Origin of the sequence: Peribacillus sp. FSL K6-1552 (assembly GCF_038005205.1) — a bacterium.
GTDB classification, from domain to species: domain Bacteria; phylum Bacillota; class Bacilli; order Bacillales; family DSM-1321; genus Peribacillus; species Peribacillus butanolivorans.
The window spans coordinates 4,208,658-4,231,140 of the sequence record NZ_JBBOST010000001.1 but is presented as its reverse complement, the minus strand read 5'-3'; the positions used below and the strand labels follow the sequence as shown (position 1 = coordinate 4,231,140).

23 protein-coding genes and 2 other annotated features are annotated in these 22,483 nt (G+C 40.1%); of the genes, 19 read left to right on the top strand and 4 right to left on the bottom strand.

The genetic code is table 11. The features are described 5' to 3' along the window. Nucleotides 1-170: 170 nt before the first annotated feature. Nucleotides 171-1,250 (top strand): spore coat protein YsxE, encoded by a 1,080-nt coding sequence (gene ysxE / locus NST21_RS20350; RefSeq protein ID WP_340890928.1) that lies wholly within the window; start codon nt 171-173, stop codon nt 1,248-1,250. A gap of 56 nt (nt 1,251-1,306) precedes the next feature. Here the strand turns inward: ysxE and NST21_RS20345 are convergent, their stop codons facing one another. Then, nucleotides 1,307-1,498, bottom strand: coding sequence for a hypothetical protein (locus NST21_RS20345; RefSeq protein WP_056525571.1), 192 nt, complete (start codon nt 1,496-1,498; stop codon nt 1,307-1,309). Between the two features lie 235 nt (nt 1,499-1,733). Then, nucleotides 1,734-1,963 (top strand) — a binding site (T-box leader). 45 nt (nt 1,964-2,008) lie between these two features. On the opposite strand from NST21_RS20345, the gene NST21_RS20340 reads away from it, so the two are divergent. After that, complete coding sequence (locus NST21_RS20340) at nt 2,009-4,660, top strand: valine--tRNA ligase (protein ID WP_053347168.1); 2,652 nt, start codon at nt 2,009-2,011, stop codon at nt 4,658-4,660. Between the two features lie 80 nt (nt 4,661-4,740). Here the strand turns inward: NST21_RS20340 and NST21_RS20335 are convergent, their stop codons facing one another. Both NST21_RS20335 and NST21_RS20330 read right to left on the bottom strand, forming a co-directional pair. After that, nucleotides 4,741-5,595, bottom strand: coding sequence for an ATP-grasp domain-containing protein (locus tag NST21_RS20335; RefSeq protein WP_340890926.1), 855 nt, complete (start codon nt 5,593-5,595; stop codon nt 4,741-4,743). Continuing rightward, complete coding sequence (locus tag NST21_RS20330) at nt 5,564-6,505, bottom strand: ATP-grasp domain-containing protein (protein ID WP_340890925.1); 942 nt, start codon at nt 6,503-6,505, stop codon at nt 5,564-5,566. Before NST21_RS20330 ends, NST21_RS20335 begins: the two co-directional genes overlap by 32 nt. Before the next feature lie 99 nt (nt 6,506-6,604). Here NST21_RS20330 and NST21_RS20325 point away from each other — a divergent pair, with 99 nt between their 5' ends. The 10 genes from NST21_RS20325 to minD all read left to right on the top strand — a co-directional run bounded on the left by NST21_RS20325 (nt 6,605) and on the right by minD (nt 16,220). Further along, a complete protein-coding gene (locus tag NST21_RS20325; protein WP_340890923.1) occupies nt 6,605-7,888 on the top strand; it encodes a bifunctional folylpolyglutamate synthase/dihydrofolate synthase in 1,284 nt (427 codons plus the stop codon). Between the two features lie 453 nt (nt 7,889-8,341). Then, a complete protein-coding gene (locus NST21_RS20320; protein ID WP_445670539.1) occupies nt 8,342-9,094 on the top strand; it encodes a prepilin peptidase in 753 nt (250 codons plus the stop codon). A 343-nt stretch (nt 9,095-9,437) separates the two neighbouring features. Then, nucleotides 9,438-10,409: a hypothetical protein gene (locus tag NST21_RS20315; RefSeq protein WP_340890920.1), complete on the top strand. Its 972-nt coding sequence runs from the start codon at nt 9,438-9,440 to the stop codon at nt 10,407-10,409. Between the two features lie 182 nt (nt 10,410-10,591). Then, complete coding sequence (locus NST21_RS20310; protein WP_340890919.1) at nt 10,592-11,161, top strand: Maf family protein; 570 nt, start codon at nt 10,592-10,594, stop codon at nt 11,159-11,161. 59 nt (nt 11,162-11,220) lie between these two features. Then, nucleotides 11,221-11,895, top strand: coding sequence for a RadC family protein (gene radC / locus NST21_RS20305; RefSeq protein ID WP_053348145.1), 675 nt, complete (start codon nt 11,221-11,223; stop codon nt 11,893-11,895). Nucleotides 11,896-12,043: 148 nt separating this feature from the next. Next, nucleotides 12,044-13,063 carry a rod shape-determining protein gene (locus NST21_RS20300; protein ID WP_053347162.1) on the top strand — a complete coding sequence of 340 codons (1,020 nt, stop codon included), beginning with the start codon at nt 12,044-12,046 and terminating at the stop codon, nt 13,061-13,063. A 164-nt stretch (nt 13,064-13,227) separates the two neighbouring features. Beyond that, nucleotides 13,228-14,100: a rod shape-determining protein MreC gene (gene mreC / locus NST21_RS20295; RefSeq protein ID WP_056525553.1), complete on the top strand. Its 873-nt coding sequence runs from the start codon at nt 13,228-13,230 to the stop codon at nt 14,098-14,100. After that, the gene (gene mreD / locus NST21_RS20290) at nt 14,097-14,615 is read left to right on the top strand and encodes a rod shape-determining protein MreD (protein ID WP_057218889.1); all 519 of its coding nucleotides are present in this window, start codon (nt 14,097-14,099) and stop codon (nt 14,613-14,615) included. Before mreC ends, mreD begins: the two co-directional genes overlap by 4 nt. A gap of 115 nt (nt 14,616-14,730) precedes the next feature. Next, nucleotides 14,731-15,414 carry a septum site-determining protein MinC gene (gene minC / locus NST21_RS20285; protein ID WP_340890917.1) on the top strand — a complete coding sequence of 228 codons (684 nt, stop codon included), beginning with the start codon at nt 14,731-14,733 and terminating at the stop codon, nt 15,412-15,414. A 2-nt stretch (nt 15,415-15,416) separates the two neighbouring features. Then, on the top strand, nt 15,417-16,220 hold the full coding sequence (gene minD / locus NST21_RS20280; RefSeq protein ID WP_053347158.1) for a septum site-determining protein MinD: 804 nt from the start codon (nt 15,417-15,419) through the stop codon (nt 16,218-16,220). A 166-nt stretch (nt 16,221-16,386) separates the two neighbouring features. Here the strand turns inward: minD and NST21_RS20275 are convergent, their stop codons facing one another. Continuing rightward, a complete protein-coding gene (locus NST21_RS20275) occupies nt 16,387-16,830 on the bottom strand; it encodes a S1 domain-containing RNA-binding protein (RefSeq protein ID WP_053347157.1) in 444 nt (147 codons plus the stop codon). A gap of 281 nt (nt 16,831-17,111) precedes the next feature. Between NST21_RS20275 and NST21_RS20270 the strand changes: the two genes are divergently transcribed. From NST21_RS20270 to NST21_RS20240, 7 genes are all read left to right on the top strand, one after another. Continuing rightward, entirely contained in the window at nt 17,112-17,861 is a 750-nt protein-coding gene (locus tag NST21_RS20270) for a M23 family metallopeptidase (RefSeq protein WP_056525544.1), read from the top strand. After that, a complete protein-coding gene (locus NST21_RS20265) occupies nt 17,854-18,720 on the top strand; it encodes a M50 family metallopeptidase (protein WP_056525542.1) in 867 nt (288 codons plus the stop codon). The genes NST21_RS20270 and NST21_RS20265 overlap by 8 nt, the downstream gene beginning before the upstream one ends. Nucleotides 18,721-18,762: 42 nt before the next feature. Further along, a complete protein-coding gene (locus tag NST21_RS20260) occupies nt 18,763-20,232 on the top strand; it encodes an Rne/Rng family ribonuclease (RefSeq protein WP_340890915.1) in 1,470 nt (489 codons plus the stop codon). Nucleotides 20,233-20,307: 75 nt separating this feature from the next. Further along, nucleotides 20,308-20,391, top strand: a sequence feature (ribosomal protein L21 leader region). A 13-nt stretch (nt 20,392-20,404) separates the two neighbouring features. Further along, nucleotides 20,405-20,713 carry a 50S ribosomal protein L21 gene (gene rplU, locus NST21_RS20255; RefSeq protein WP_034308849.1) on the top strand — a complete coding sequence of 103 codons (309 nt, stop codon included), beginning with the start codon at nt 20,405-20,407 and terminating at the stop codon, nt 20,711-20,713. A 13-nt stretch (nt 20,714-20,726) separates the two neighbouring features. Then, the gene (locus NST21_RS20250) at nt 20,727-21,059 is read left to right on the top strand and encodes a ribosomal-processing cysteine protease Prp (protein ID WP_340890914.1); all 333 of its coding nucleotides are present in this window, start codon (nt 20,727-20,729) and stop codon (nt 21,057-21,059) included. 12 nt (nt 21,060-21,071) lie between these two features. Further along, entirely contained in the window at nt 21,072-21,362 is a 291-nt protein-coding gene (gene rpmA / locus NST21_RS20245) for a 50S ribosomal protein L27 (protein ID WP_034308845.1), read from the top strand. A 543-nt stretch (nt 21,363-21,905) separates the two neighbouring features. Then, entirely contained in the window at nt 21,906-22,445 is a 540-nt protein-coding gene (locus tag NST21_RS20240; RefSeq protein WP_340890912.1) for a Spo0B domain-containing protein, read from the top strand. Nucleotides 22,446-22,483: the final 38 nt, after the last annotated feature.

Sequence of the window (22,483 nt, the reverse complement as noted above, 5' to 3'; positions counted from 1 at the left end):
GGCAGAGAGCAGAGCAGATGGCACTGCTCCTGTTTTTTACTATAGTAATTGAGTTGTAATTTAATAAACATTGGTAGATATGAAAGACAATCTAAGAAATTAAGATTGAATGTGACTACGCCTTTGGTGGCTATAGGAATCCAATTGGCGAGTTTTTTTAGAGAAAGTGAGTGAGTCTCGTGAGGGAAAACGAGAATCAGCAGACTAATAATTGGGATAGGGACACAGGAGAAGTTTTGAAAGAATATGCCCTATATGTACAATATATAGAGGATTTCGGACGAGTGAAAAAAGTCTATAGTGATCGCGGTACATTTGCCTTGAAGTCCATTTTACCGCACAACGGCATTGATTTTATCAAAAATGTTCAAAAACTGTATCATCGCGGGTATAACCGAATTGTTCCCATTTATCAAACGATGGATCAACGTTATGCGGTTCTTCATAATGGTCGTTTGTATTACCTGATGCCCTGGTTGAATAACGAGAGAAACGGAGAGCGCGATGAAAGCCATAAGCAAATGTTCAGGGAGCTTGCCCGGATGCATACGTTGTCTGTAAAAGAAATAGAAGTGGATATTGAGGAACGAGAATCTCATTATGAGCGAACATTGGATTCCTGGAATAACGAGAAGGATTTTATGGATGAGTATATTGATAGCTGTGAAAAGAAGTGGTATATGTCTCCATTTGAAATGATGGTTTGTTCCTTTTTCACAGATATATCACAGGCACTGAGGTACTCGATTAAGAAGTTTGAAACGTGGTATGAAAAAACAAAGGAAAGTGAAAAAATCCGGACTGTTGTCACGCATGGAAAGGTCTCATTAAAGCATTTTGTTTATGATGAACGTGGATATGGTTACTTTATTAATTTCGAGAATTCGAATACGGCACCGCCTCATTTCGATTTACTCCCATTCCTAGTCAAATCGGCGAGGACCTATCCTGTCCAATGTGATGACTGTGTCGATTGGCTATATAACTATCTCCGTTATTTCCCGTTAAAAGAAGAAGAATTGCTGCTGATGCAAAGCTATCTTGCTTTTCCGGGATCGGCTCTAGATATAGTGAAGAATTATTCGGACGGCAGAGGCCATAGAACAGAACTAGATAATGTAACCCAACTGCAGCGGCAATTTTGGCTCCTGAAGAATATTGAATATATGGTGATGAAAATCGAAGAGATTGAACAGAAGAAAAAGGCGGCTACTGAAGCTGTTAAAGAAGAGCAATCACCCCCAAGCTAAATATACATGATTGGATTACCTCCAGTCATGTATATTTTTTTTCTGTAGGGGAATAATTAAATCCATTCGAAATATAAAGACATAGCTAAGAAAATAAATGCGATTAGCAGAAGCATATCGAAGAAAGTAGGGAAAATCAGCGTCCGCAACCCTTGGAATACTATAAAAGGGATAATGAACTGCTGGCAAACACCGCGGAATTTTTTCATCCAAGGCGGTAAAGTATAAGGGGAATATTTTCGTTTCATATTATTACCTTCCTTTGTAGGACTTCTTATATTCTATGGGTATGAGGTGGAAAAGGTGAGAAAGCCGTCACAGGAACTTATCTTAGAGGTTAGAATAAAGAAAAAGACTGAATGGCAAGATTTAATAGCCTAAAGTGGAATACTTTAAGAAAGTATTCGAAAGATGATTGACTGGAGCCCTATTTTTTTTGTACTATATACTATATGCGTTTAGTGATTTTACATATGAATATAAATGAATGCAAAGACCGGAAATAGTAAGATGAAATGCGCTTTTCAGAGAGGGAACCGTTGGTGAGAGGTTTCTAAGTTGGCAGCATCAGAAGTCGTCCGCGAGCAGTTTTCGTGAAAGTTATTTAGTAGCGATGGCCGGTGAAGAGCCGTTATCCCATTTGAGAGCCGAAGAAGATTCTTTTCTTTTTCGGAAAAAAGGTGGCACCGCGAACAACTTCCTTCGTCCTTTTGTGATGATGGAAGTTTTTTTTATGCCCTTAAAAGGAGGAAATGATTATGGAAGAGAACCAAATTTCGATGCCGACTAAATATGATCCGCAGACGATAGAGAAAGGCCGCTATAAGTGGTGGCTTGATGGAAAGTTTTTTGAAACAAAAGGTGATGACAAAAAAGAGCCATATACGATTGTCATTCCGCCGCCGAACGTAACAGGTAAGCTGCACCTAGGCCATGCTTGGGATACAACACTTCAAGATATATTAACTCGTATGAAACGGATGCAAGGCTATGACGTTTTATGGTTGCCAGGTATGGATCATGCTGGTATCGCTACGCAAGCAAAAGTTGAACAAAAGCTTCGTGCAGAAGGCGTAAGCCGTTACGACTTAGGCCGTGAGAAGTTTGTAGAAGAAACATGGAAATGGAAAGAGGAGTATGCGAGTCATATCCGTGAACAATGGTCAAAGCTTGGTCTTGGTCTTGATTACACACGTGAGCGCTTCACGCTTGATGATGGGCTTTCTAAAGCAGTACGCGAAGTATTCGTGTCCCTTTATAACAAAGGCTTGATATACCGCGGCGAATACATTATCAACTGGGATCCATCAACGAAAACAGCGTTATCTGACATCGAGGTTATTTACAAAGATGTTCAGGGCGCATTTTACCATATGAAATATCCATTAGTTGACGGATCAGGTGAAATTGAAATAGCTACGACTCGCCCAGAAACTATGCTTGGCGATACTGCTGTTGCCGTACACCCTGAAGATGACCGTTATAAGCATTTAATCGGTAAAATGGTTCGCTTGCCAATTACAGGTCGAGAAATTCCGATTGTCGGTGATGATTATGTGGATATGGAATTCGGTTCTGGTGCGGTTAAAATTACACCTGCCCATGATCCGAATGACTTTGAAATTGGGAACCGTCACAATTTGGAGCGCATCCTTGTCATGCATGAAGACGGTTCGATGAATGAAAAGGCCGGTAAATACGAAGGTATGGACCGCTTCGAGTGCCGTAAGCAAATCGTCAAAGACCTTCAGGAAGAAGGAGTACTCTTTAAAATAGAAGATCACCTTCACTCAGTTGGTCACTCAGAGCGAAGCGGTGCTGTTGTTGAACCATATCTTTCGACTCAATGGTTCGTCAAAATGCAACCTCTTGCGGATGCATCAGTTGAGCTTCAAAAAGGGTCTGATGATGAAAAAGTTCATTTCGTTCCAGATCGATTCGAAAAAACGTATCTGCACTGGATGGAAAATATTCGCGACTGGTGTATTTCCCGTCAGCTTTGGTGGGGCCACCGCATTCCGGCTTGGTATCATAAAGAAACAGGCGAAGTGTATGTAGGACATGAAGAGCCTGCGGATGCTGAGAACTGGGAACAAGATACAGACGTTTTGGACACGTGGTTCAGCTCTGCTTTATGGCCGTTCTCAACTATGGGTTGGCCAGACAAAGATAGCGTTGATTTCAAACGATACTATCCAACCGGAGCACTTGTGACAGGCTATGATATCATTTTCTTCTGGGTTTCACGGATGATTTTCCAAGCACTTGAGTTCACGGGCGAACGTCCATTTGAAGATGTACTGATTCACGGTCTTGTTCGTGACGAACAGGGACGCAAGATGAGCAAATCGCTTGGTAATGGAGTCGATCCGATGGATGTTATCGATCAATACGGTGCTGATTCCCTGCGTTACTTCTTATCAACGGGCAGCTCACCAGGTCAGGACCTTCGTTACAGCACCGAAAAAGTGGAAGCGGTTTGGAACTTCTCCAACAAAATCTGGAACGCATCCCGTTTTGCTTTAATGAACATGAATGGCATGACGTATGACGAAATCGATCTAAGCGGTGAAAAATCTGTAGCCGATAAATGGATTTTAACGCGTTTGAACGAAACGATTTCAAACGTAACAAGACTCGCTGACCGTTATGAGTTCGGTGAAGTCGGCCGTGTGCTTTACAACTTCATTTGGGATGATTTCTGTGACTGGTATATTGAAATGGCGAAACTTCCGTTATATGGCGAAGACGAAGCAGCTAAGAAAACGACTCGTTCAATCTTAGCTTACGTGCTAGATAACACGATGAGATTGTTGCATCCCTTCATGCCATTCATTACCGAAGAAATCTGGCAAAACCTTCCTCATGAAGGTGAGTCGATCACTGTTGCTGCTTGGCCGGAAGTGAACGAAGAATTGACAGATTCAGCTGCAGCCGAGGAAATGAAGCTGCTTGTTGAAATCATCCGCTCCGTTCGTAACATTCGTGCTGAGGTGAACACACCTTTAAGCAAAAAAATCAATTTGATTTTAAAAGCGAAAGACGAGTCCATCTTAGCAACATTACAGAAAAACAGCAGCTATATCGAGCGTTTCTGTAATCCTGAACACTTGACGATCGGCATCGAAGTCGAAGAACCAGCTCAAGCAATGACGGCAGTTGTAACTGGTGTTGAACTAATCCTTCCGCTTACAGGACTGATCAATATCGACGAAGAAGTGAAACGTCTTGAAAAAGAACTCGACAAACTTAATAAAGAAGTCGAACGCGTACAGAAAAAATTAGGCAACGAAGGCTTTGTTAAAAAGGCGCCAGCAAGCGTTATTGATGAAGAACGTGCCAAAGAAAAAGACTACAGCGAAAAACGTGACTCTGTGATCCACAGAATCAACGAATTGAAACAGCTGTAAAATGCAAAAGGATGAACCGGCCTATTATGCTGGTTCATCCTTTTTTTGTTTAATAAATATTAATCTTCAATCAGTCGTGATTAAATGTCCGGTTGAGAGGAAATTCTATCTTTAATAAAAATAAGATACTCTCTTACAATATTAATGTCACTTAGTGCACTAAGTGTCCTGCTACCCACTACATCCTCGATTTCATTGAGCATTAGGCTGTCATCTTCGGCAAAAATAAAATCGATTCCGACCATGCCAAACTCAAAAGCTGCGATTACTCTTTCAACAAGCGCTTTTTCACCTGCAGACAGCTCATATAATGAAGCTGATCCACCTAACGTATAATTTGCCTTGAAGCTGGAGGAGGACTCTCGAAGTACAGCGGCCACCACTTTTTTACCAATCACAAAAACGCGGATATCCTTGCCGAATACGCAGGGCTTTTGGACAATCCAATTTCCTTCCGACAATTCGGCTAAATCATGTGCGTGTTCAATCAAATATACTTGTTTCCCGCCGCGTCCATGGGCTTCTTTGGCGATGAACGGGAAGTCCATATCATCAGCACTCGGCTTTCCTTGGCAATACACGGTATCGGCCATCGGAATTCCGATTGAGGTCAAATATTGATGCGTTTTTGCTTTGTCATTCGCCATTTCGGATACGAAAGAGGAGTTAAAGCAGGCAATACCCACTTGCTCCAACTGTTTTGTGAGAAAAGGATCGATGGTCCGAACAATCGCAAAGTCTGGCAATTCAATAGGATGTTGCTTATGTTCCACGAACAACTCATTGAAACGATGACCAATTTTGATGTCTTCTCGGAAGTAAAAATGTAAATCAAGGTCAAGCCCTTTAGCTTCGTCGAGCATCCAGTCTATGTATCCTCTGTTTTTTTCGGCATCATCACGATTATAGATCAACCAACCTGTTTGTTTGTTCATCTGATATACTTCCTTTTTCTAATTTGTCCAACACATAATCAAACATGCTATCAGCGATGTTGATCCCAGTACAGTCGTAAATATTTAGTAAATGCGAGTTCGAATTCACTTCGCATAGAAGCGGGCCATCTTCACCGAACAATAAATCGACGCCAGCAAAGTCTGCACCGAGAATCGACGCACATCGGATGGCCAGATCCGCCTCTTTCTTGGTGGGGCTGTATGGTAATGCATGGCCTCCAACTGTCATGTTAGCTCGGAAGTCATGCTCGGATTTGCGGTGCATTGCAGCTATGACTTGATCTCCGACGACATTCACGCGAATATCACGGCCCTTACTGTGCTCGATGAATTCTTGAATAATAAATGGTTTGTGTCCAAGCTTTTGGACTGTCTTCAAAAATTCAGCCTCTGATTGAATTAAATACACTTGTTCACCAAATGAGCCGTATGCTTCCTTTACGATAAGCGGGTATCCAAGTTCAAGGCCGATATCTTTAAAAGCATCCACATTTATTCTTTCAATTCCTTCATACGTAAACGGAGGAAATAAGGTTTTCGGCATCGGAATGCCATGCCCTGCTAACGCTTGATGTGTTTTTGCTTTGCTATCGCAAATATCAATCGCTGTGCTGCTGTTATATACGGGAATGTCGAGCAATTCTAAATGGCGAGCCAAATGAATGTCTTTATCCATGAACAGGACAAAATCAGGCAACTTTTCAAAATTTCCTTTTAGCATAGGCAATCCTTTTTCAATAACAGGAATAAGTTCGGAATTACGGACAAGGGTTGCCGAAATCTCTTTTCTTTCAGCTGCTTCTTTAATAAATAAAGCTAAACTAGAAAACTTATCATGCTGTAAATAGCCGTTGACGACAATCCAACAGTGGAGTGCAGAAGGTTTCACGGTAAATCACTACCTTTCATCTAGGTAAATCGTTAATATATTGATAAAATAATTTTAACGCATAAGAGCGGTGTAAAGAAAGAGGAGGCTTATTGATAAATGGTAAAGACCATGAAAGAAATCAATCATTTTTTCGAACAACGACAGGTTCAATTAGGTATGAATTTTGGCCTATCACGAATGGAAACATTATTAACTAAATTAGGTAATCCCCAAGAAGGTCTAAAGTATATTCATATTGCAGGCTCAAACGGGAAAGGATCTACCTTGCATTATATAAAAGAAATCCTGCTGGCAGAAGGAATTCGGGTAGCTTCCTTCACATCGCCGTATTTAATACGCATGAATGAACAACTGAAGATAAATACAGATGAAATCAGTGACAATGACTTTGTCGCTGCCTTCCAGGAAATGTGGCCAATTGTACAAGAGATGGATAGTGCGGGGAACGGACCCACTCAATTTGAAATCTTAACAGCGATGGCATTCTCTTATTTTAGCAAAAAAGAAGTCGATCTAGTTCTAATGGAAACGGGACTTGGAGGCAGGCTCGATACAACGAATGTCATCCAGCCGCTTCTTTCGATCATTACCTCTATTTCTTTGGAACATACGAATATTCTAGGAAACACCCTTGCGGAAATTGCATCAGAGAAAGCTGGCATCATTAAAAGTGGTGCACCGATTATCAGTGGAGTCACGGCCGAGGAGCCAGCAAAAGTAATCGAAGAAAAAGCAGCTTCAGCAGACGTACCCTATTATCAATTAGGAAGGGACTTTTATGTGAATGATGTGAAGCAAAGTAAACATGGGCAAAGCTTCTCAATCTCACTTGATAATAGGTCTATCCGGAATATTGACCTTCAGATGTTAGGTCGTCATCAAATAGATAATGCAGCACTGGCCGTCGCTGCTGTCATGTTAGTTATAGAAGGCATAGATGAAAAAAGCATTCGAAAGGGAATAGGGGAGGCGAAATGGAAAGGCCGTTTTGAAAAAATATCGGACGAGCCGTTGGTAATCATTGATGGGGCACATAACCCTGCTGGCATCGAAGTACTGATAGAAACACTTAAGACACATTATCCAGATTACACTTACCGATTTATCTTCAGTTCATTTCGGGATAAAGATTATTCACAGATGCTGCATATGCTGGAAAAGGAAGCGATTGAAATCATCATTACCGAATTCAACCATGAACGAGCGGCTGATGCGGAAAAACTTTATAAACAATGCAGTCATGAAAATAAAAGCATAGATAAGGATTGGCAGGCGGCGATAAGGAAAGGGAGACAGAAAACAGGGGAAAAAGAGATTCTTGTCATTACAGGTTCCCTTTATTTCCTTTCACTTGTGAGGGAATTTATATCTGAATTTTGATAGATCTATAATCAATAACGGGTTTCATGACAAAATGAGTTATTTTCACAAAAAGGACCTGTTCAGGGTCCTTTTTATTTTTGATAACTATCAACATTATCGTTTAACAGAGCCTTAAAAGAAGAAAACTACTTTTAATAAAAGCCTATATATTAATTACCTATTATCCTGTATTTTTGTTAAAATATGTTTAAGTATTGATTCTATAGGACTAAAGAATAGTTCGGCAATCTAAAGAGAAATACACTAGTTACTAGGAGGGAGATCTACTGAAGGCAGAAGTAGAGATGGCAAATTAAAGAACGAGAGGAATGTTTAATTATGAAGAACCCTGGTGATTATGACAAAGTAGAATGTTCTGTAAAAGGAATTAGAATTTCTGATATAGGCACTTTTACAATTGATGCTAAGGATTCAATCGAAGTAAATAGATTCCGAGTGCAAGTAAAATAAATGATGCCATTCTATCTCTTTCTCTTCGCCCTAGGTCTAATTTTAGGCTCATTCTATAACGTTGTCGGCTTAAGTGTTCCTATAGGAAATTCATTTACCAATCGGCGCTCTGCTTGTCAATCTTGTGGACGAACCTTGACGTCGTTCGAGTTACTACCAGTTGTTTCTTATGTGATGCAAGGCGGTAAATGCCGTGGCTGTAAGGCCAGGATTTCCCTCCTTTATCCTGTTGTAGAAATGCTAACAGGTGTTTTGTTTGCTTCAGCTCCTTTATTCCTTGGTAGGGTGGACGAACTCTGGATTGCCTGGGCATTGATTTCTTTGTTTATGATCATCTTTGTTTCTGACGTGGCCTATATGCTTATTCCTGATAAGGTACTACTTTTCTTTGCAGTGATTTTTTTATTTCTACGCGTTCTCTTTCCACTATCTCCTTGGTGGGATTCAATTGTAGGGGCCACGGTTGGCTTTAGTTTGCTTCTATTAATCGCTGTGGTGAGCAAGGGAGGTATGGGTGGCGGTGATATCAAGCTGTTTGCAGTGATTGGCTTTGCACTCGGATTGAAGTTGGTGCTGTTATCGTTTCTGTTTGCGAGCTTTTATGGGGCATTTTTTGGCATCATCGGTATGCTAACAGGCGTGATTAAAAAGAAAACACTGATTCCTTTTGGACCGTATATCGTTTTTGGGACATTGACTGCTTATTTTTGGGGCGAGTCCATTTTACAGTGGTATGTGCACTTTTTAAGATGATAATAATTAGGGGAATCTATTTCATAAAGGGACGATCCTTGTTTTGATGAAATTTGTCAAAAACTTTCTGGACAGCTTGCGTTTTTGAACTTAAAGGACAGGGTTACTATTTTAACTGAAAATAGTTTACTAGGAATTTATTTAAGGTGAGAAACGCAAATTATGCGACGGCAAAGGATCAGAAATAACGGAACCCATACCTTTTGAAGAATGTCCTTAGTTTAGGGAAATATGAATAGAGAAATTTGACGAAACCTATTAATGACAAGCCGACAAAAGTCTTGTTATTTTTTTTTGCCTCTATGATAGGATGGAAAAAATGATCAGGAGAGGAGGAAAAAAAGTGGACAAGTCCGAAAAAAGCAAAGGTATTAAGATAAAAATAAATGGGGAAGAAAAAGTATTTGCCGATAAAAATAAGAATGTAGATCAAGAGGCAGCGGGTGAGGAGCAGGAACAAACTGATGATAGTTTTGAATGGATTCTACCGGATGATTCAATCGAGAACAAGGTTGTATTGGTCCCTGCCCCGAAAAAGAAGAAAATGCCGAAGCTTATCGGTTTTGGTACTGGCACGTTAAATAGTCCGGACAAAAGACCAATAAAACCATTCTTGATTGCAGTCATTTGTGCGGTGTTTTTCGGGTCGATTCTTGGCTTAATTGCCGTTAAAACCATTACTAAGGAAAAGGCAGCTGATACTTCAGTTGAGACCTCTATCACAACGGCATCTCCTGCTGAGGATACAAAACCAGAAACTATGGAACAAGGAGCTCAGCTGAAAACATTCCTTGTACAAGGCGGTGTATTCAGCAGCGAGGATGCCGCGAAACAAATTCAAAAAAAAATCATTGAAAAGCAGGTTCCTGCTGAAATTTTCAAATTAGAAGACAGCTATTATTTATTTTTAGGATCAGCGGAGAGCCTAACTGCAAGTAAGGAGCTGGCATTGTTTTTAAAGTCATATGATGTAGACGTTTATTGGAAGGAAATCAATTTTGAAGCGGCGAGTAAAAGCCAAAAAGATGAGGAAACACTCGACACTATGAAGGCTGTATATTCTTCATTAGCAGAAACATCCGCAACCAAGCTTCGGGGTAAGGAAACAACAGTAAACGAGGAAACTCTGAAAAAAAATATGGAAAAGCTAAAGGGGGAGAACTTATCATCAGAACTTTCCCAAATGAATAATAATCTATCAGCTGCGGCAAAGTTGATAACCGAATATGAAACATCAAAAAAGGAAGAATATCTTTTACAGGCTCAAGGAAGTCTGCTTGACTTTTTATTGGATTACCAAAAAATAACAGGGTGAGAGTTGATGATCTAGGGGAGTGATTTAACAGGACAAGCTCCCCTTTATGACAACTTTTTTTATTTTCCGGGAAATAAGATACGGCCATTTGTCGATTTCTAGTAAACAATAATTGTGGATTTCTCCATAATTTGATAGGATAGAAATGTATCTCCCTATGTAAAGAAAGGTGACTTTTTATTATGCAACCATTGATTTTAGCTTCATCATCACCGCGTCGTAAAGAACTTCTACAATTCCTTCAAATACCCTTCGAAAGTATGAATTCCAATGTCGATGAAAGTATTGATGAAAACATGCGTGCGGAAGAGGCGGTACAAGAATTAGCTTCTAGAAAAGCGGCAGCCATTGCGGCTGATCATCAGGAAAGCTGGGTAATTGGCTCAGATACAGTTGTTGTCCTTGATGGTGAGATATTGGGCAAGCCAATCAACCGTGCCGATGGAAAAAGAATGCTCGAGATGTTATCAGGAAGAACACATGAAGTGTACACAGGTGTCGCTATTATATTCGGTAAGCACAGCAAAGTATTTGTAGAAAAAACGGAAGTGACTTTTTGGGAGCTGTCAGAAGCTGAAATCGAACGTTATCTGGACAGCGGCGAACCTTTTGACAAGGCAGGCGGCTATGGTATTCAAGGATACGGTTCACTTCTTGTCAAACAAATTAATGGGGACTATTTCACTGTTGTCGGACTTCCGGTTTCAAGACTAGCTCGCGAACTTAAGGTGATGCAATCAGACTTGACGTAATAGATTTCTCCTCTGGCCCTCTCCCTTTATAAGGAAGGGTGGATGCTTTGAGTGAAAAAATGCAAATGCGGGATTACCCGAAAGAAGAGATGCCTCGCGAAAGATTCCTGCAAGACGGGCCGCAAAGCCTCTCCAATCAAGAATTGCTTGCTCTGCTGTTGAGGACTGGAACAAAGGAAGAATCTGTCCTTCAGCTTTCTAGTCGTCTCATCAAATCTTTCGAGGGTCTGCGTCTGTTAAAAGAAGCCTCTGTCGAAGAAATGACCGGGATTAAAGGGATTGGTGAAGCGAAAGCGATTCAAATTTTAGCCTCGGTCGAACTTGGCAGGAGAATTCAAAAATTAAATGATCCAGACCGCTATGTGATCCGCTCTCCTGAAGATGGTGCCAATTATTGCATGGAAGAAATGCGTTTTTTGACACAAGAACATTTCGTCTGTCTCTATTTAAATACGAAAAATCAAGTTCTTCATAAAACGACAGTCTTCATCGGCAGTCTCAATGCTTCGATTGTGCATCCGCGTGAGGTCTTCAAAGAAGCTTTCAGAAGGTCTGCTGCCTCTATCATCTGTCTTCATAACCACCCCTCCGGAGACCCGTCTCCCAGCAGAGAAGATATTGAAGTAACGAAAAGATTAGTCGAATGTGGTAAAATAATTGGGATTGAAGTATTGGATCATATCATTATTGGGGAGCACAAATATGTTAGTTTGAAGGAAAAAGGTTATTTATGACACTATCAAAATTTTTGATGATACGATATAATATTGTTTATGATTTTTAAAAGAGGAAACTTTTTCAAAACTCTTATTGTCAAAAAACGACAAATTATTATTTGAACTTATAAAAAGGCATTTTTGTTTACGAAAGGGAGATACCATAATGTTTGGAATTGGCGCTAGAGATATAGGAATTGATTTAGGAACAGCTAATACGCTTGTTTATGTAAAAGGAAAAGGAATTGCCGTACGTGAACCATCTGTTGTTGCTGTGCAAACAGATACAAAACAGATTGTCGCAGTCGGAAATGATGCGAAAAACATGATCGGTCGTACACCTGGAAACGTGGTTGCCCTTCGCCCGATGAAGGACGGAGTTATTGCCGATTATGAAACAACGGCTACTATGATGAAGTATTATATGAAAGAAGCTCAAAAAAAGGGCGTATTCGGTAACAAACCGTATGTCATGATTTGTGTGCCTTCTGGAATTACAGCAGTTGAACAGCGTGCAGTTATCGATGCAGCTAGACAAGCTGGAGCTCGTGATGCCTATCCAATTGAAGAACCGTTTGCAGCAGCAATCGGAGCTGATCTTCCTGTTTGGGAACCTACAGGCAGCATGGTCGTTGATATTGGCGGGGGAACAACGGAAGTAGCGATTATTTCCCTTGGTGGAATTGTAACAAGCCAATCAATTCGCATTGCTGGTGACGAGATGGATGATGCCATTATCGTTTACATTCGTAAGAACTACAATCTAATGATCGGTGAACGTACTTCTGAAGCGATTAAGATGGAAATTGGTTCTGCAGGTGACACGGAAGGTATTGAAAATATGGAAATTCGCGGCCGTGACCTATTGACTGGATTACCAAAAACGATCGAAATTACAGCTGAGGAAATCTCTAAAGCATTAAGTGATACAGTTTCTGCGATTGTAGATTCAGTGAAAAACACTTTAGAAAAAACACCACCTGAACTTGCAGCTGACATTATGGACAGAGGTATTGTACTAACAGGCGGCGGTGCTTTGCTGCGCAATTTGGATAAAGTCATCAGTGAAGAAACGCAAATGCCAGTAATCATTGCTGAAAATCCGCTTGATTGTGTTGCAATCGGAACTGGTAAAGCATTGGACCACATTCATTTGTTCAAGACTAAATCAAGAGATTCAAGATAAGCATTACAAGCATTACTTCTCAAATAGGGCCGGCTCAACAAAAGGTTGCAATTTTGAGCCGGCTTTGCTTTTTCTTTAAGCTGTCTAAAAACATTTGATGGCTAGCTGTTATTAATGTGTTAATCATTACAATTGAGTAAATTAAAAATAGAGGTGCAATCATCATGCCACAGTTTTTTAATAAAAAACTCCTTCTCTTGCTCGTTAGCATTATCGTTCTCGTGGCATTGATCGGTTTTTCATTAAGAGAGAGAGAAGAGTTAACTTGGCCCGAGAAATTCTTAAAGGATACAACAGGCTGGGTCGGAAATGTGTTTAATAAGCCTGTATCGGGTATAACGGGGTTTGTAGGGGACTTAAAAGACCTTCAACATACATACGATGAAAACAAAAAGTTGAAAGCCCGTTTGGATGAATATGTTTTATTGAAAACCCAGGTGCAAGATTTAAAAGAGGAAAATGAAGAACTTCGTGATAACCTCGGTAAGGAAGACGATCTGCGGAAGTATTCGCCAATTCAGGCGACGGTTATAGGGCGTAATCCTGAACGCTGGCATGAAATGCTTACGATTAATAAAGGAAAGCGTAATGGAGTAGAAAAAAATATGGCTGTCATTACATCCACTGGTTTAGTTGGTAAGGTAAAAGTAGCCACTGATTTCACTGCTTCTGTTCAACTTTTAAGCTCAATCGACAAAGCTAACCGAGTCTCTGCAATCATTCAAGGCAAAGATAAAGCATTTGGTTTGATTGAAGGGTTCGATGATGAAAAGAATCTTTTATTAATGAAACGGATTCCTTATGATAAAAAAATCAAGAAAAATTCATTGGTCATCACTTCTGGTTATGGAGGGATCTTCCCGAAAGGTCTGACAATCGGAAAAGTGGTCGATGTTAAAGTGGATCAATATGGATTAAACCAAACCGCGTATATTGAACCTTCGACGGATTTTTATGATATTAATAATGTAATGGTCGTCAAACGTGAAGTTGGCGGCGTAGAAGATGAGATGGATGGGGAGGATGAAGTTAAGTGAAACATTTCATCCTTTCTTTTATAGCCTTGCTTTTTTTTGTTTTTGAAAGCATCTTTGCCCAGTTATTTGCAAGTGATGTATTTGGCGCTGATAAAATCCTAGTTCCTCGGTTTATTATGATTTTTGTTTTTTTCCTGACTATGTTCGGATCTAGAAAAATAGGGATGCTTTATGGAGCAATTCTTGGGTTAACATATGATGCCGTATATACAGAAATTTTAGGGGTTTACATGTTCCTTATCCCTTTTCTTGCGTATTTGATTTCAAAATGCATGAAAATCTTGCAAAATAATATACTTATTTCCTGCCTTGTGGCTCTCTTGTTTACGGCAGTTTTAGAGGTCGTTATTTTTCAAATGAATATCATCCTATCTTTTGCAGATATGGGATTTGCGGAATATATGGACCGGAGATTCGTCCCGACATTATTATTGAACCTCGTATTTATTATTATTAGTTGCTATCCATTAAAGAGAATTATCGAAAAGCTTGATTTGCAAGGAGAATTAGAATAACGTTTCTGTGTTCTAATAGTAGGTTAAAAATGTATTTTCACTTTTCCATGTAAGTAGAAAAAGGAAATTTGTTTTCCTATGTCGAATTATATTTCATTGAGGTGAAACAAACGTCATGAATAAAAGAATTCAGCAAAATGTTATGATTAAGGGAACAAAAGACGGGTTTATGCTTCATCTCGATGATTCTTGCTCATTTTCCGAATTATTGAAAGAGTTAGAAGCGAAGCTTTCTGCAAACTATCAGTTTCAAGAAAATGACCCGTCTATTTCCGTAAAAGTACATACAGGGAACCGCTATCTAAATGATGAACAAGTGGAAAAGATTAAACAGGTTATCCATAAAAAGAAAAAACTTTTCGTTGACGAGATGCTTTCGAATGTCCTGACAAAGGATGAAGCGAAACGCTGGAAAGATGAAAACCAAGTGACAACTGTGACCAAGGTGATAAGATCGGGACAGGTGTTTGAAGTTCCCGGCGATCTACTGCTAATTGGAGATGTTAATCCGGACGGAACGGTACGTGCGGGTGGTAACATATATATTATGGGACAGTTAAAAGGGATAGCCCATGCCGGATATAAGGGGAATAATGAGGCTATTATTGCAGCCTCTGTTATGAAACCCGCTCAGTTGCGTATAGCTGGACAAGTGAATTTATCTCCTGACCAATATACGAAATGGGGGCATGACTTGGAATGTGCCTACATGGACGAAGAAGAAAATATAATAATAGAAAAGCTGCAAGTTTTAAAGAAATATAGACCTAATTTAAATAGATTAGAAGGGGGTCTCTAATCGTGGGAGAGGCAATAGTTATAACATCTGGTAAAGGTGGTGTCGGAAAAACAACCACCTCCGCCAACTTAGGAACATCGTTAGCTCTTCTAGGTAAAAAGGTTTGTTTGATTGATACGGATATTGGTCTTCGGAACTTAGATGTGATTATGGGATTGGAAAATCGAATCATCTACGATTTGGTCGATGTGGTCGAAGGGCGCTGCAAAATACATCAAGCGCTTATTAAAGATAAGCATTTCGAGGATCTGCTTTATTTGCTTCCGGCTCCACAAAATAGTGATAAATCAGCGGTAAACGAAGAGCAGATGAGGAAACTCATTAGTGATATGAAACCCGACTATGATTATATCCTCATTGACTGTCCTGCAGGTATTGAGCAGGGCTTTAGGAATGCCATAGCTGGTGCTGACAAAGCAATTATCGTGACGACTGCCGAAAGACCGGCTGTCAGGGATGCGGACCGTATTATTGGTCTGCTCGAAAAAGAAGAGCAGATTGAACCGCCTCAATTGATTATCAACCGGATACGCGGCCATTTACTTCATGAAGATGAGGAAATGGATATCGATGGAGTAACCGATTTTCTTAAAATTGATTTGATCGGCGTCATTCCTGATGATGACCAGGTCATTGTAGCAGCTAATAAAAAGGAACCCATTGCCTATAATCCGGACAATAGAGTCTCGCTTGCCTATAGGAACATTGCCCGACGGATTCTTGGTGAATCTGTGCCCTTGACTCCGATTGGCGTCGAACCAAAAGGTTTTATGTCAAAATTGAAAAAATTCTTTAGCGTGCGGTAAATTTGAATCAAAAATTATGAAGTGAGTGCATTCAATGCCCTCGCTTTTTTTCTTTTATCCTATCGCAGCTATAAGGATGGAGAGTTAGATTTATATAAAAAAAGGCAAGCCATCTATCTTGGCTTGCCTTTTTATGTGTTGATTAAGTATTAATAAATGCGACAGGTTATCCGCGTCTTCCGCCTCTACCGCCACGTTTTGATTCGGTGCTACGTTTAAGAGTAGATAAATTTTCTTCACTAGTCTTTAAAAAGCGAACCATTTTATCTTCGAAATTTTCCTTTGGTTGGAAATTACCTTTTGAACGAAAGTCTTTAGAACGGCTATCCCCTTGGCGTGGTGGGCGTTTGGTATAAGAAGAGGTTTGCCCTTCGGGTTTATCTATAGCCTTTTTGATGGACAAGGCAGTTTTTCCGTCTTTCTCACTAATCACTTTTACTTCAATTTGGTCGCCTACTTTAAGATGGTCATTAACGTCTTTTACATAGCTATCCGCTACCTCACTGATATGCACAAGACCTGTTGAGCCTCCTGGTAATTCTACGAATGCTCCAAAATTAGTGATACCTGTTACTTTACCTTGTACTTTGCTGCCTATTTCGATTGACATAAAAAAATGTTCCCCCTCAATAATGTTAAAACAACTTCATTATAACAAATTAAGAAGAACAATATCAATTGGATTTTTTTTCTCAATGATTTCATTTTCTAAATCAAAGCATAAAATACATCAAAACTCATAGTTTTCAATTAAATTGTTGTTCCAAAATTTATTTTAGAAAGAAAAATTCAGAGGTGTTTAGAAAGAAAATCTTTTCTCCGTCATAGTCTGGACAAGTTGCTCATACGTTGTAATATAGCGCTTTGACATGAGCAGGGGGTGGACTTGGAATGGATGATCGCAGGAAAGATATCCGCAATCGTATCGCCAAGAGACGGAAGTTTAATGATAAACCAGCAGGAAATGGTAGTTGGACGGAGATCAATAATGAGGAACCGTATGGTTTTGATTCATTTAACGGGTATTCCGAGAAAGATCATCCGCTCTTTAAGAAAGAATATTTCTTTTTTAAAATCTTGGCCAGTGTATGTCTATTTCTTATTATTGCGGTGATGTTTAAGCATCCCTCAACGCGGCTGGATTCTGCAAGGAGTTTTGTCACGGAAAACATGAACCAGGAGTTTCAGTTTGCTTCAATTTCCAATTGGTATGAAAGTGAGTTTGGCAAGCCTATCGCTTTTTTACCGAATAAATCTGGGACAGAAACAGTCGATTCGGGTGAAGGCTATGCGAGGCCTGCCTCTGCGAAAATTACCCAAACCTTTGAGACAAACGGCGAGGGAATCATATTGGAAACAAGCAAAGGATCTAAGGTTGAATCGATCAATGAAGGAGTGGTCATTTTTGCCGGTGAAAAGGAGGGGATTGGAAAGACGGTTGTTATTCAGCATGCTAACAAAAGTGAATCCTGGTATGGGCAACTAGAAAAGATTAATGTGAAACTTTATGAGTTTGTTAATAAAGGGAACGAAGTCGGACAGGTTACAGTAAGTGAAGACGGTTCCAAGGGCAGGTTTTATTTAGCAATAAAAGAAAATGACGCCTTCATCGATCCAAAAAAGGTGATATCCTTTGAGTGAGTATGGAAAATTACTATTTAAAATCAGAGTACATCCGACACTGTGGTTCGTCATTGGAATCGCCATCCTTACGGCCCATTTCGTTGAAGTGATGATGTTGTTACTCATCGTTTTTATTCATGAGATGGGGCATGCAACCTGTGCTCAGCACTTTAAATGGCGAATTAAGTCAATCCATCTGCTTCCTTTTGGAGGGGCGGTCGAGACTGAGGAGTATGGAAATAAAAGTTTGAAGGAGGATTTGGCCGTCGTGCTTGCCGGTCCACTACAACATGTTTGGCTCATCGGAGCGGCTTTTTTGCTCTATTCCCTTTCCTTTATTTCCTATGAGCTGTATCAGCCTTTCTTATATATGAATCTTATGTTGTTGGTTTTTAATTTGCTGCCAATTTGGCCTTTGGACGGAGGGAGGCTTTTATTCATTGGTGTATCTCTTTACTGCACCTTCCTTGAAGCACAGAAATATACGCTCTATTTTTCTGCCGCTTTCGCTCTCCTGGCTTTTTTAACTTGGCTCATTCTTGAACCACTTAACTTGAATATCTGGCTGATTATCTTTTTTATTAGTCTTTCACTCGTTATGGAATGGCGGCAGCGGTATTACGCTTTTATCCGCTTTCTTTTACAGCGTCATTATGGTCATACAAACGATTTGGCTAAACTAAAACCGATTATGGTGGATTCCCAAGAACCGATCTATAAGGTGCTGGAAATGTTTCAACGCGGCTGTAAGCACCCCGTTATCATTATGAAAAACGGCAAAGAGAGTGGTTCGTTGGATGAAACGGAAATCCTCCATGCCTATTTTTCAGAGAAAATGACCAATGGGAAAATAGGTGACCTATTATATTCTTATTAAATATGATATCCTTTCTTCAAATTGAGGAGAGGATTTTTTTTAATGAAAAAGATGATCGCTAACCTATCTTCGCGCGAAAAAAGAGTGGCTGTGCTGGAGAATGATGTGCTACGTAAAATTGAAATCATGCCGCCTCACCAATGCAGTACGGTCGGTAATATTTATCTTGGGAAAGTAACAAAGGTATTGCCGGGTATGGATGCAGTCTTTATTGATTATGGAGTAGACAAGAATGGCTTTTTGCATCGTGACGAAATTCCTTCTTTCCAACTGACAAAACGAGACGGAAAAGCGGCAATTGGTCAATACGTCCGCCAAGGAGAAAAGCTGCTAGTTCAGGTGACTAGGGATGAAACCGGTACAAAAGGAGCAAAATTGACAGGGTTGATCGAGTTTTCAACAGATTCCCTCGTTTACATACATGGAATAGATTATGTTGGCGTTTCTAAGAAATTCAAAAACGAGCACTTGCAAAAACAGTGGCGGGAAACGGCTGTACAGTTTAAACAGCCTAATGAGGGGTTGATTGTCCGCACATCGATGGAGAATGAAAGCGAAACGGTTTTTTTGAACAGGTTATCTTCATTGCGTCAGCTCTATAAAAATCTTGAACTGAAGGCAGCCTCCCTAAAGGCTCCAGCTCTCCTCTATGAGAGAGATAATTTCTTAGAGATGATTATCTCTGAAATGTCGAGAACGGGTTCAGGGGAACTTGCTATCGATGATTTCGAGGCATATCAAGAGGTGAAAAAATGGATACGGGAAAACGGTAAGGAATGGATATTATCCTATGAAACGGGTCCAAAAAACATTTTTTCTGAACGGAATGCGGATGGGCAAGTTGAGAAAGTGATGAAGAAAATAGTCTGGCTCGATAACGGAGGCTATTTAATCTTTGAAGAAACGGAAGCATTCACTGTAATCGACGTCAATTCGGGTAAGTTCACTGGTAAAGTGGAAAAGGAAGCAACGCTGTTTGCAGTGAATCAGGCGGCAGCGAAAGAAGTTGCCCGTCAACTGAGATTGAGAAATATTAGCGGGATTATCCTAATAGATTTCATCAATATGGAGAAGCCACAGCATAAGCTTGAAATTATCGACATTGTCAAAAAGGAAGTAGCGAGGGATGAGATGCGCGTCCAGGTTATTGGCTTTACAGAACTAGGCATCTTACAGGTGACGAGAAAGAGAACCTCACCGTCACTAAGCGAAATATTGACGATACCTTGTCCTGTATGCAGCGGAAGCGGGAAAGTTGAGAGTGCTGAAACAGTGGCCTTCCGGTTGGAGCGTGAATTGCTGGAACATCGTAAAGCGGATGATGAAGCGGTCTGGGTGGAAGTAAGCAAAGCCGTGGCAGACGTGTTGCTAGGTGAAAATGAATCATATAGGCCGACATTGGAAGAATTGATTTCTAAAAAGTTATTTCTTTCATTTGTCTCCGGTTCTATAAATACGTATTCTATTAAGCGCTTCGGGAGCATTCAGGAAATCGAACGAGCTTTCAAGTGATGGACGAGAATTCTTACAAATATATTGACAGCTCTTCCGGTTTCATGATAGGATTTTAATGTTATGTTTGTAGCACCCGTGCTACAACCGCTCAACAACAGGTCTTAAGCTTTTGTCTTTTTGACAAGACGCCTGTGATTGGCGAGTCTGAGACATTTAAGGAGGTGCAAGTATGTACGCAATTATCGAAACTGGCGGTAAACAAATTAAAGTAGCAGCTGGCGAAGCGGTTTACATTGAAAAATTAAACGCAGAAGCAGGCGAAACTGTTACATTTGACAAAGTTTTATTCGTAGGTGGCGAAGACGTGAAAGTCGGTGCTCCACTAGTGGAAGGCGCTACTGTAACAGGTACTGTCGAGAAACAAGGTAAGCAAAAGAAAATCACTGTTTTCAAATACAAAGCGAAGAAAAACAATCGTAAAAAACAAGGTCATCGTCAACCATACACAAAAGTTGTTATCGAAGCAATCAACGCGTAAGGGCTGATTCTAGATGATTAAAGTTGTCTTTGATGCTCCGCAGGAACGGATTACTTCGTTCACCTTAAGCGGACATGCTAATTTTGCTAAAAAAGGTTCTGATATCGTTTGTGCAGGTGTATCGGCTGTTTCCTTCGGGTCAGTCAATGCGATTATGTCCTTAACGGATGTAGAGCCTGAGATTGAGCAAGGGAGAGAGGGCGGCTATCTTCGCTGCGTTATTCCGGCGAATCTTTCACCGGAATCCGAAGAAAAGGTGCAGCTGCTCTTGAACAGTATGCTCATATCACTGCAAACTATCGAACGTGATTATGGTAAATACATGAAAATTATCCTCAGCCAATAGGAGGTGGAACAAATGTTAAGATTAAATCTTCAGTTCTTCGCTTCGAAAAAAGGAGTAGGTTCTACAAAGAACGGACGTGACTCTCAATCTAAGCGTCTTGGCGCTAAACGTGCAGATGGTCAATTCGTTTCTGGTGGTTCTATCCTTTACCGTCAACGCGGAACAAAAATCTATCCAGGTGAGAACGTAGGCCGTGGTGGAGACGATACTCTATACGCTAAAGTAGACGGTGTTGTTAAATTCGAACGTTTCGGACGTGACCGTAAAAAAGTAAGCGTATATCCAGTTGCACAAGAAGCATAATTGGCATCTTTGAACAGAGGCTGACTCAAAAGGGTCTGATTCCTTCTACAAGACACTATATATCGCGTCATTTTTAATAATGGTATGCTATATAGTGAAGAAGGGGTCCGGCCCTTTATTTATACTATAGGAACGATAAATAACCAGCGTTTTGCAGGAGACTTTAGTCATTAGTATAAGAAAAACAACCTCTGACTTACAAAAGGCTCGCCAATAGGCGGGCTTTCTTACCTTTTAGGGGAAAATCTAAGATTACTTTATCCATCACATTTGGTTAGGCCAAATAGACAGTCCAATTCAACTATAATATCTCCAATTGGTGCATAAATAAGGCCCATTCTCTTTATAAGTTCAAATGGCTCTACCATCGTCCAAAGAACTCAGGGTGTGTGGCTGTATTTTTTGGACGGGGGCTTTCATGTGAAGGCATGTGAATCGAGCTTCATTTCCTGTTTGTTGTTTTTTTGATATACTGTACAAATGGAAGTATTCAACATGATAGAGCTGAAAAAAGTTTCTTTATCATAATTGAAGGTGTTAATAATGGATAAAAATTGGACGACTATTGAAACTCTTCGTCAAACCAGGCATGATTGGCTGAATAGAATTCAAATAATAAAAGGGAATCTGGAGTTAAACAAAATTGATCGTGTCAAAGGCATTATTGATGAAATCATTATTGAAACCCAGAATGAAGCACGCCTTACCAATTTGAATTTGCCAAAGTTCAGCGAGATGTTGTTGACGTCGAATTGGAATAACGGATCATTTTATTGCGAATATGAAATTATTGATGTTTTTGAAGGCTCTACTGAGCTGGACGAGCTGATGTATCGTTGGACGAATGATTACTTTAAAGTTTTGGAAAAGAATCTAGACCCATTTTTTGAAAATATTCTAGCTGTTTCTATGTGTAAGAAAGAGATAAGCGATATGCGTTGTTCATTTCATATGCATGGCAGATTTATCGACCAAGCCGCTGTGATGGGATTTTTAGAAAAGTCGTTAACTGCGGAGCAATCAATTGATATTCTCGAATGTAATGAAGATGAATTATTTTTTAAGATGGACATTAAGTTTTAGAGAAGTATACAGCAAGAAATGACTTGCAGAAAACAAGG

Bases quoted from the DNA above. Each gene is read 5' to 3' on its own strand.
- radC (WP_053348145.1), top strand. From the start codon at position 11,221: ATGCAAATGCGGGATTACCCGAAAGAAGAGATGCCTCGCGAAAGATTC.
- rplU (WP_034308849.1), top strand. From the start codon at position 20,405: ATGTACGCAATTATCGAAACTGGCGGTAAACAAATTAAAGTAGCAGCT.
- NST21_RS20320 (WP_445670539.1), top strand. From the start codon at position 8,342: ATGATGCCATTCTATCTCTTTCTCTTCGCCCTAGGTCTAATTTTAGGC.
- NST21_RS20340 (WP_053347168.1), top strand. From the start codon at position 2,009: ATGGAAGAGAACCAAATTTCGATGCCGACTAAATATGATCCGCAGACG.
- NST21_RS20335 (WP_340890926.1), bottom strand. From the start codon at position 5,595: ATGAACAAACAAACAGGTTGGTTGATCTATAATCGTGATGATGCCGAA.
- mreC (WP_056525553.1), top strand. From the start codon at position 13,228: ATGCCACAGTTTTTTAATAAAAAACTCCTTCTCTTGCTCGTTAGCATT.
- NST21_RS20310 (WP_340890919.1), top strand. From the start codon at position 10,592: ATGCAACCATTGATTTTAGCTTCATCATCACCGCGTCGTAAAGAACTT.
- NST21_RS20325 (WP_340890923.1), top strand. From the start codon at position 6,605: ATGGTAAAGACCATGAAAGAAATCAATCATTTTTTCGAACAACGACAG.
- NST21_RS20260 (WP_340890915.1), top strand. From the start codon at position 18,763: ATGAAAAAGATGATCGCTAACCTATCTTCGCGCGAAAAAAGAGTGGCT.
- rpmA (WP_034308845.1), top strand. From the start codon at position 21,072: ATGTTAAGATTAAATCTTCAGTTCTTCGCTTCGAAAAAAGGAGTAGGT.
- NST21_RS20275 (WP_053347157.1), bottom strand. From the start codon at position 16,830: ATGTCAATCGAAATAGGCAGCAAAGTACAAGGTAAAGTAACAGGTATC.
- NST21_RS20250 (WP_340890914.1), top strand. From the start codon at position 20,727: ATGATTAAAGTTGTCTTTGATGCTCCGCAGGAACGGATTACTTCGTTC.
- NST21_RS20345 (WP_056525571.1), bottom strand. From the start codon at position 1,498: ATGAAACGAAAATATTCCCCTTATACTTTACCGCCTTGGATGAAAAAA.
- minC (WP_340890917.1), top strand. From the start codon at position 14,731: ATGAATAAAAGAATTCAGCAAAATGTTATGATTAAGGGAACAAAAGAC.
- NST21_RS20240 (WP_340890912.1), top strand. From the start codon at position 21,906: ATGGATAAAAATTGGACGACTATTGAAACTCTTCGTCAAACCAGGCAT.
- NST21_RS20270 (WP_056525544.1), top strand. From the start codon at position 17,112: ATGGATGATCGCAGGAAAGATATCCGCAATCGTATCGCCAAGAGACGG.
- NST21_RS20300 (WP_053347162.1), top strand. From the start codon at position 12,044: ATGTTTGGAATTGGCGCTAGAGATATAGGAATTGATTTAGGAACAGCT.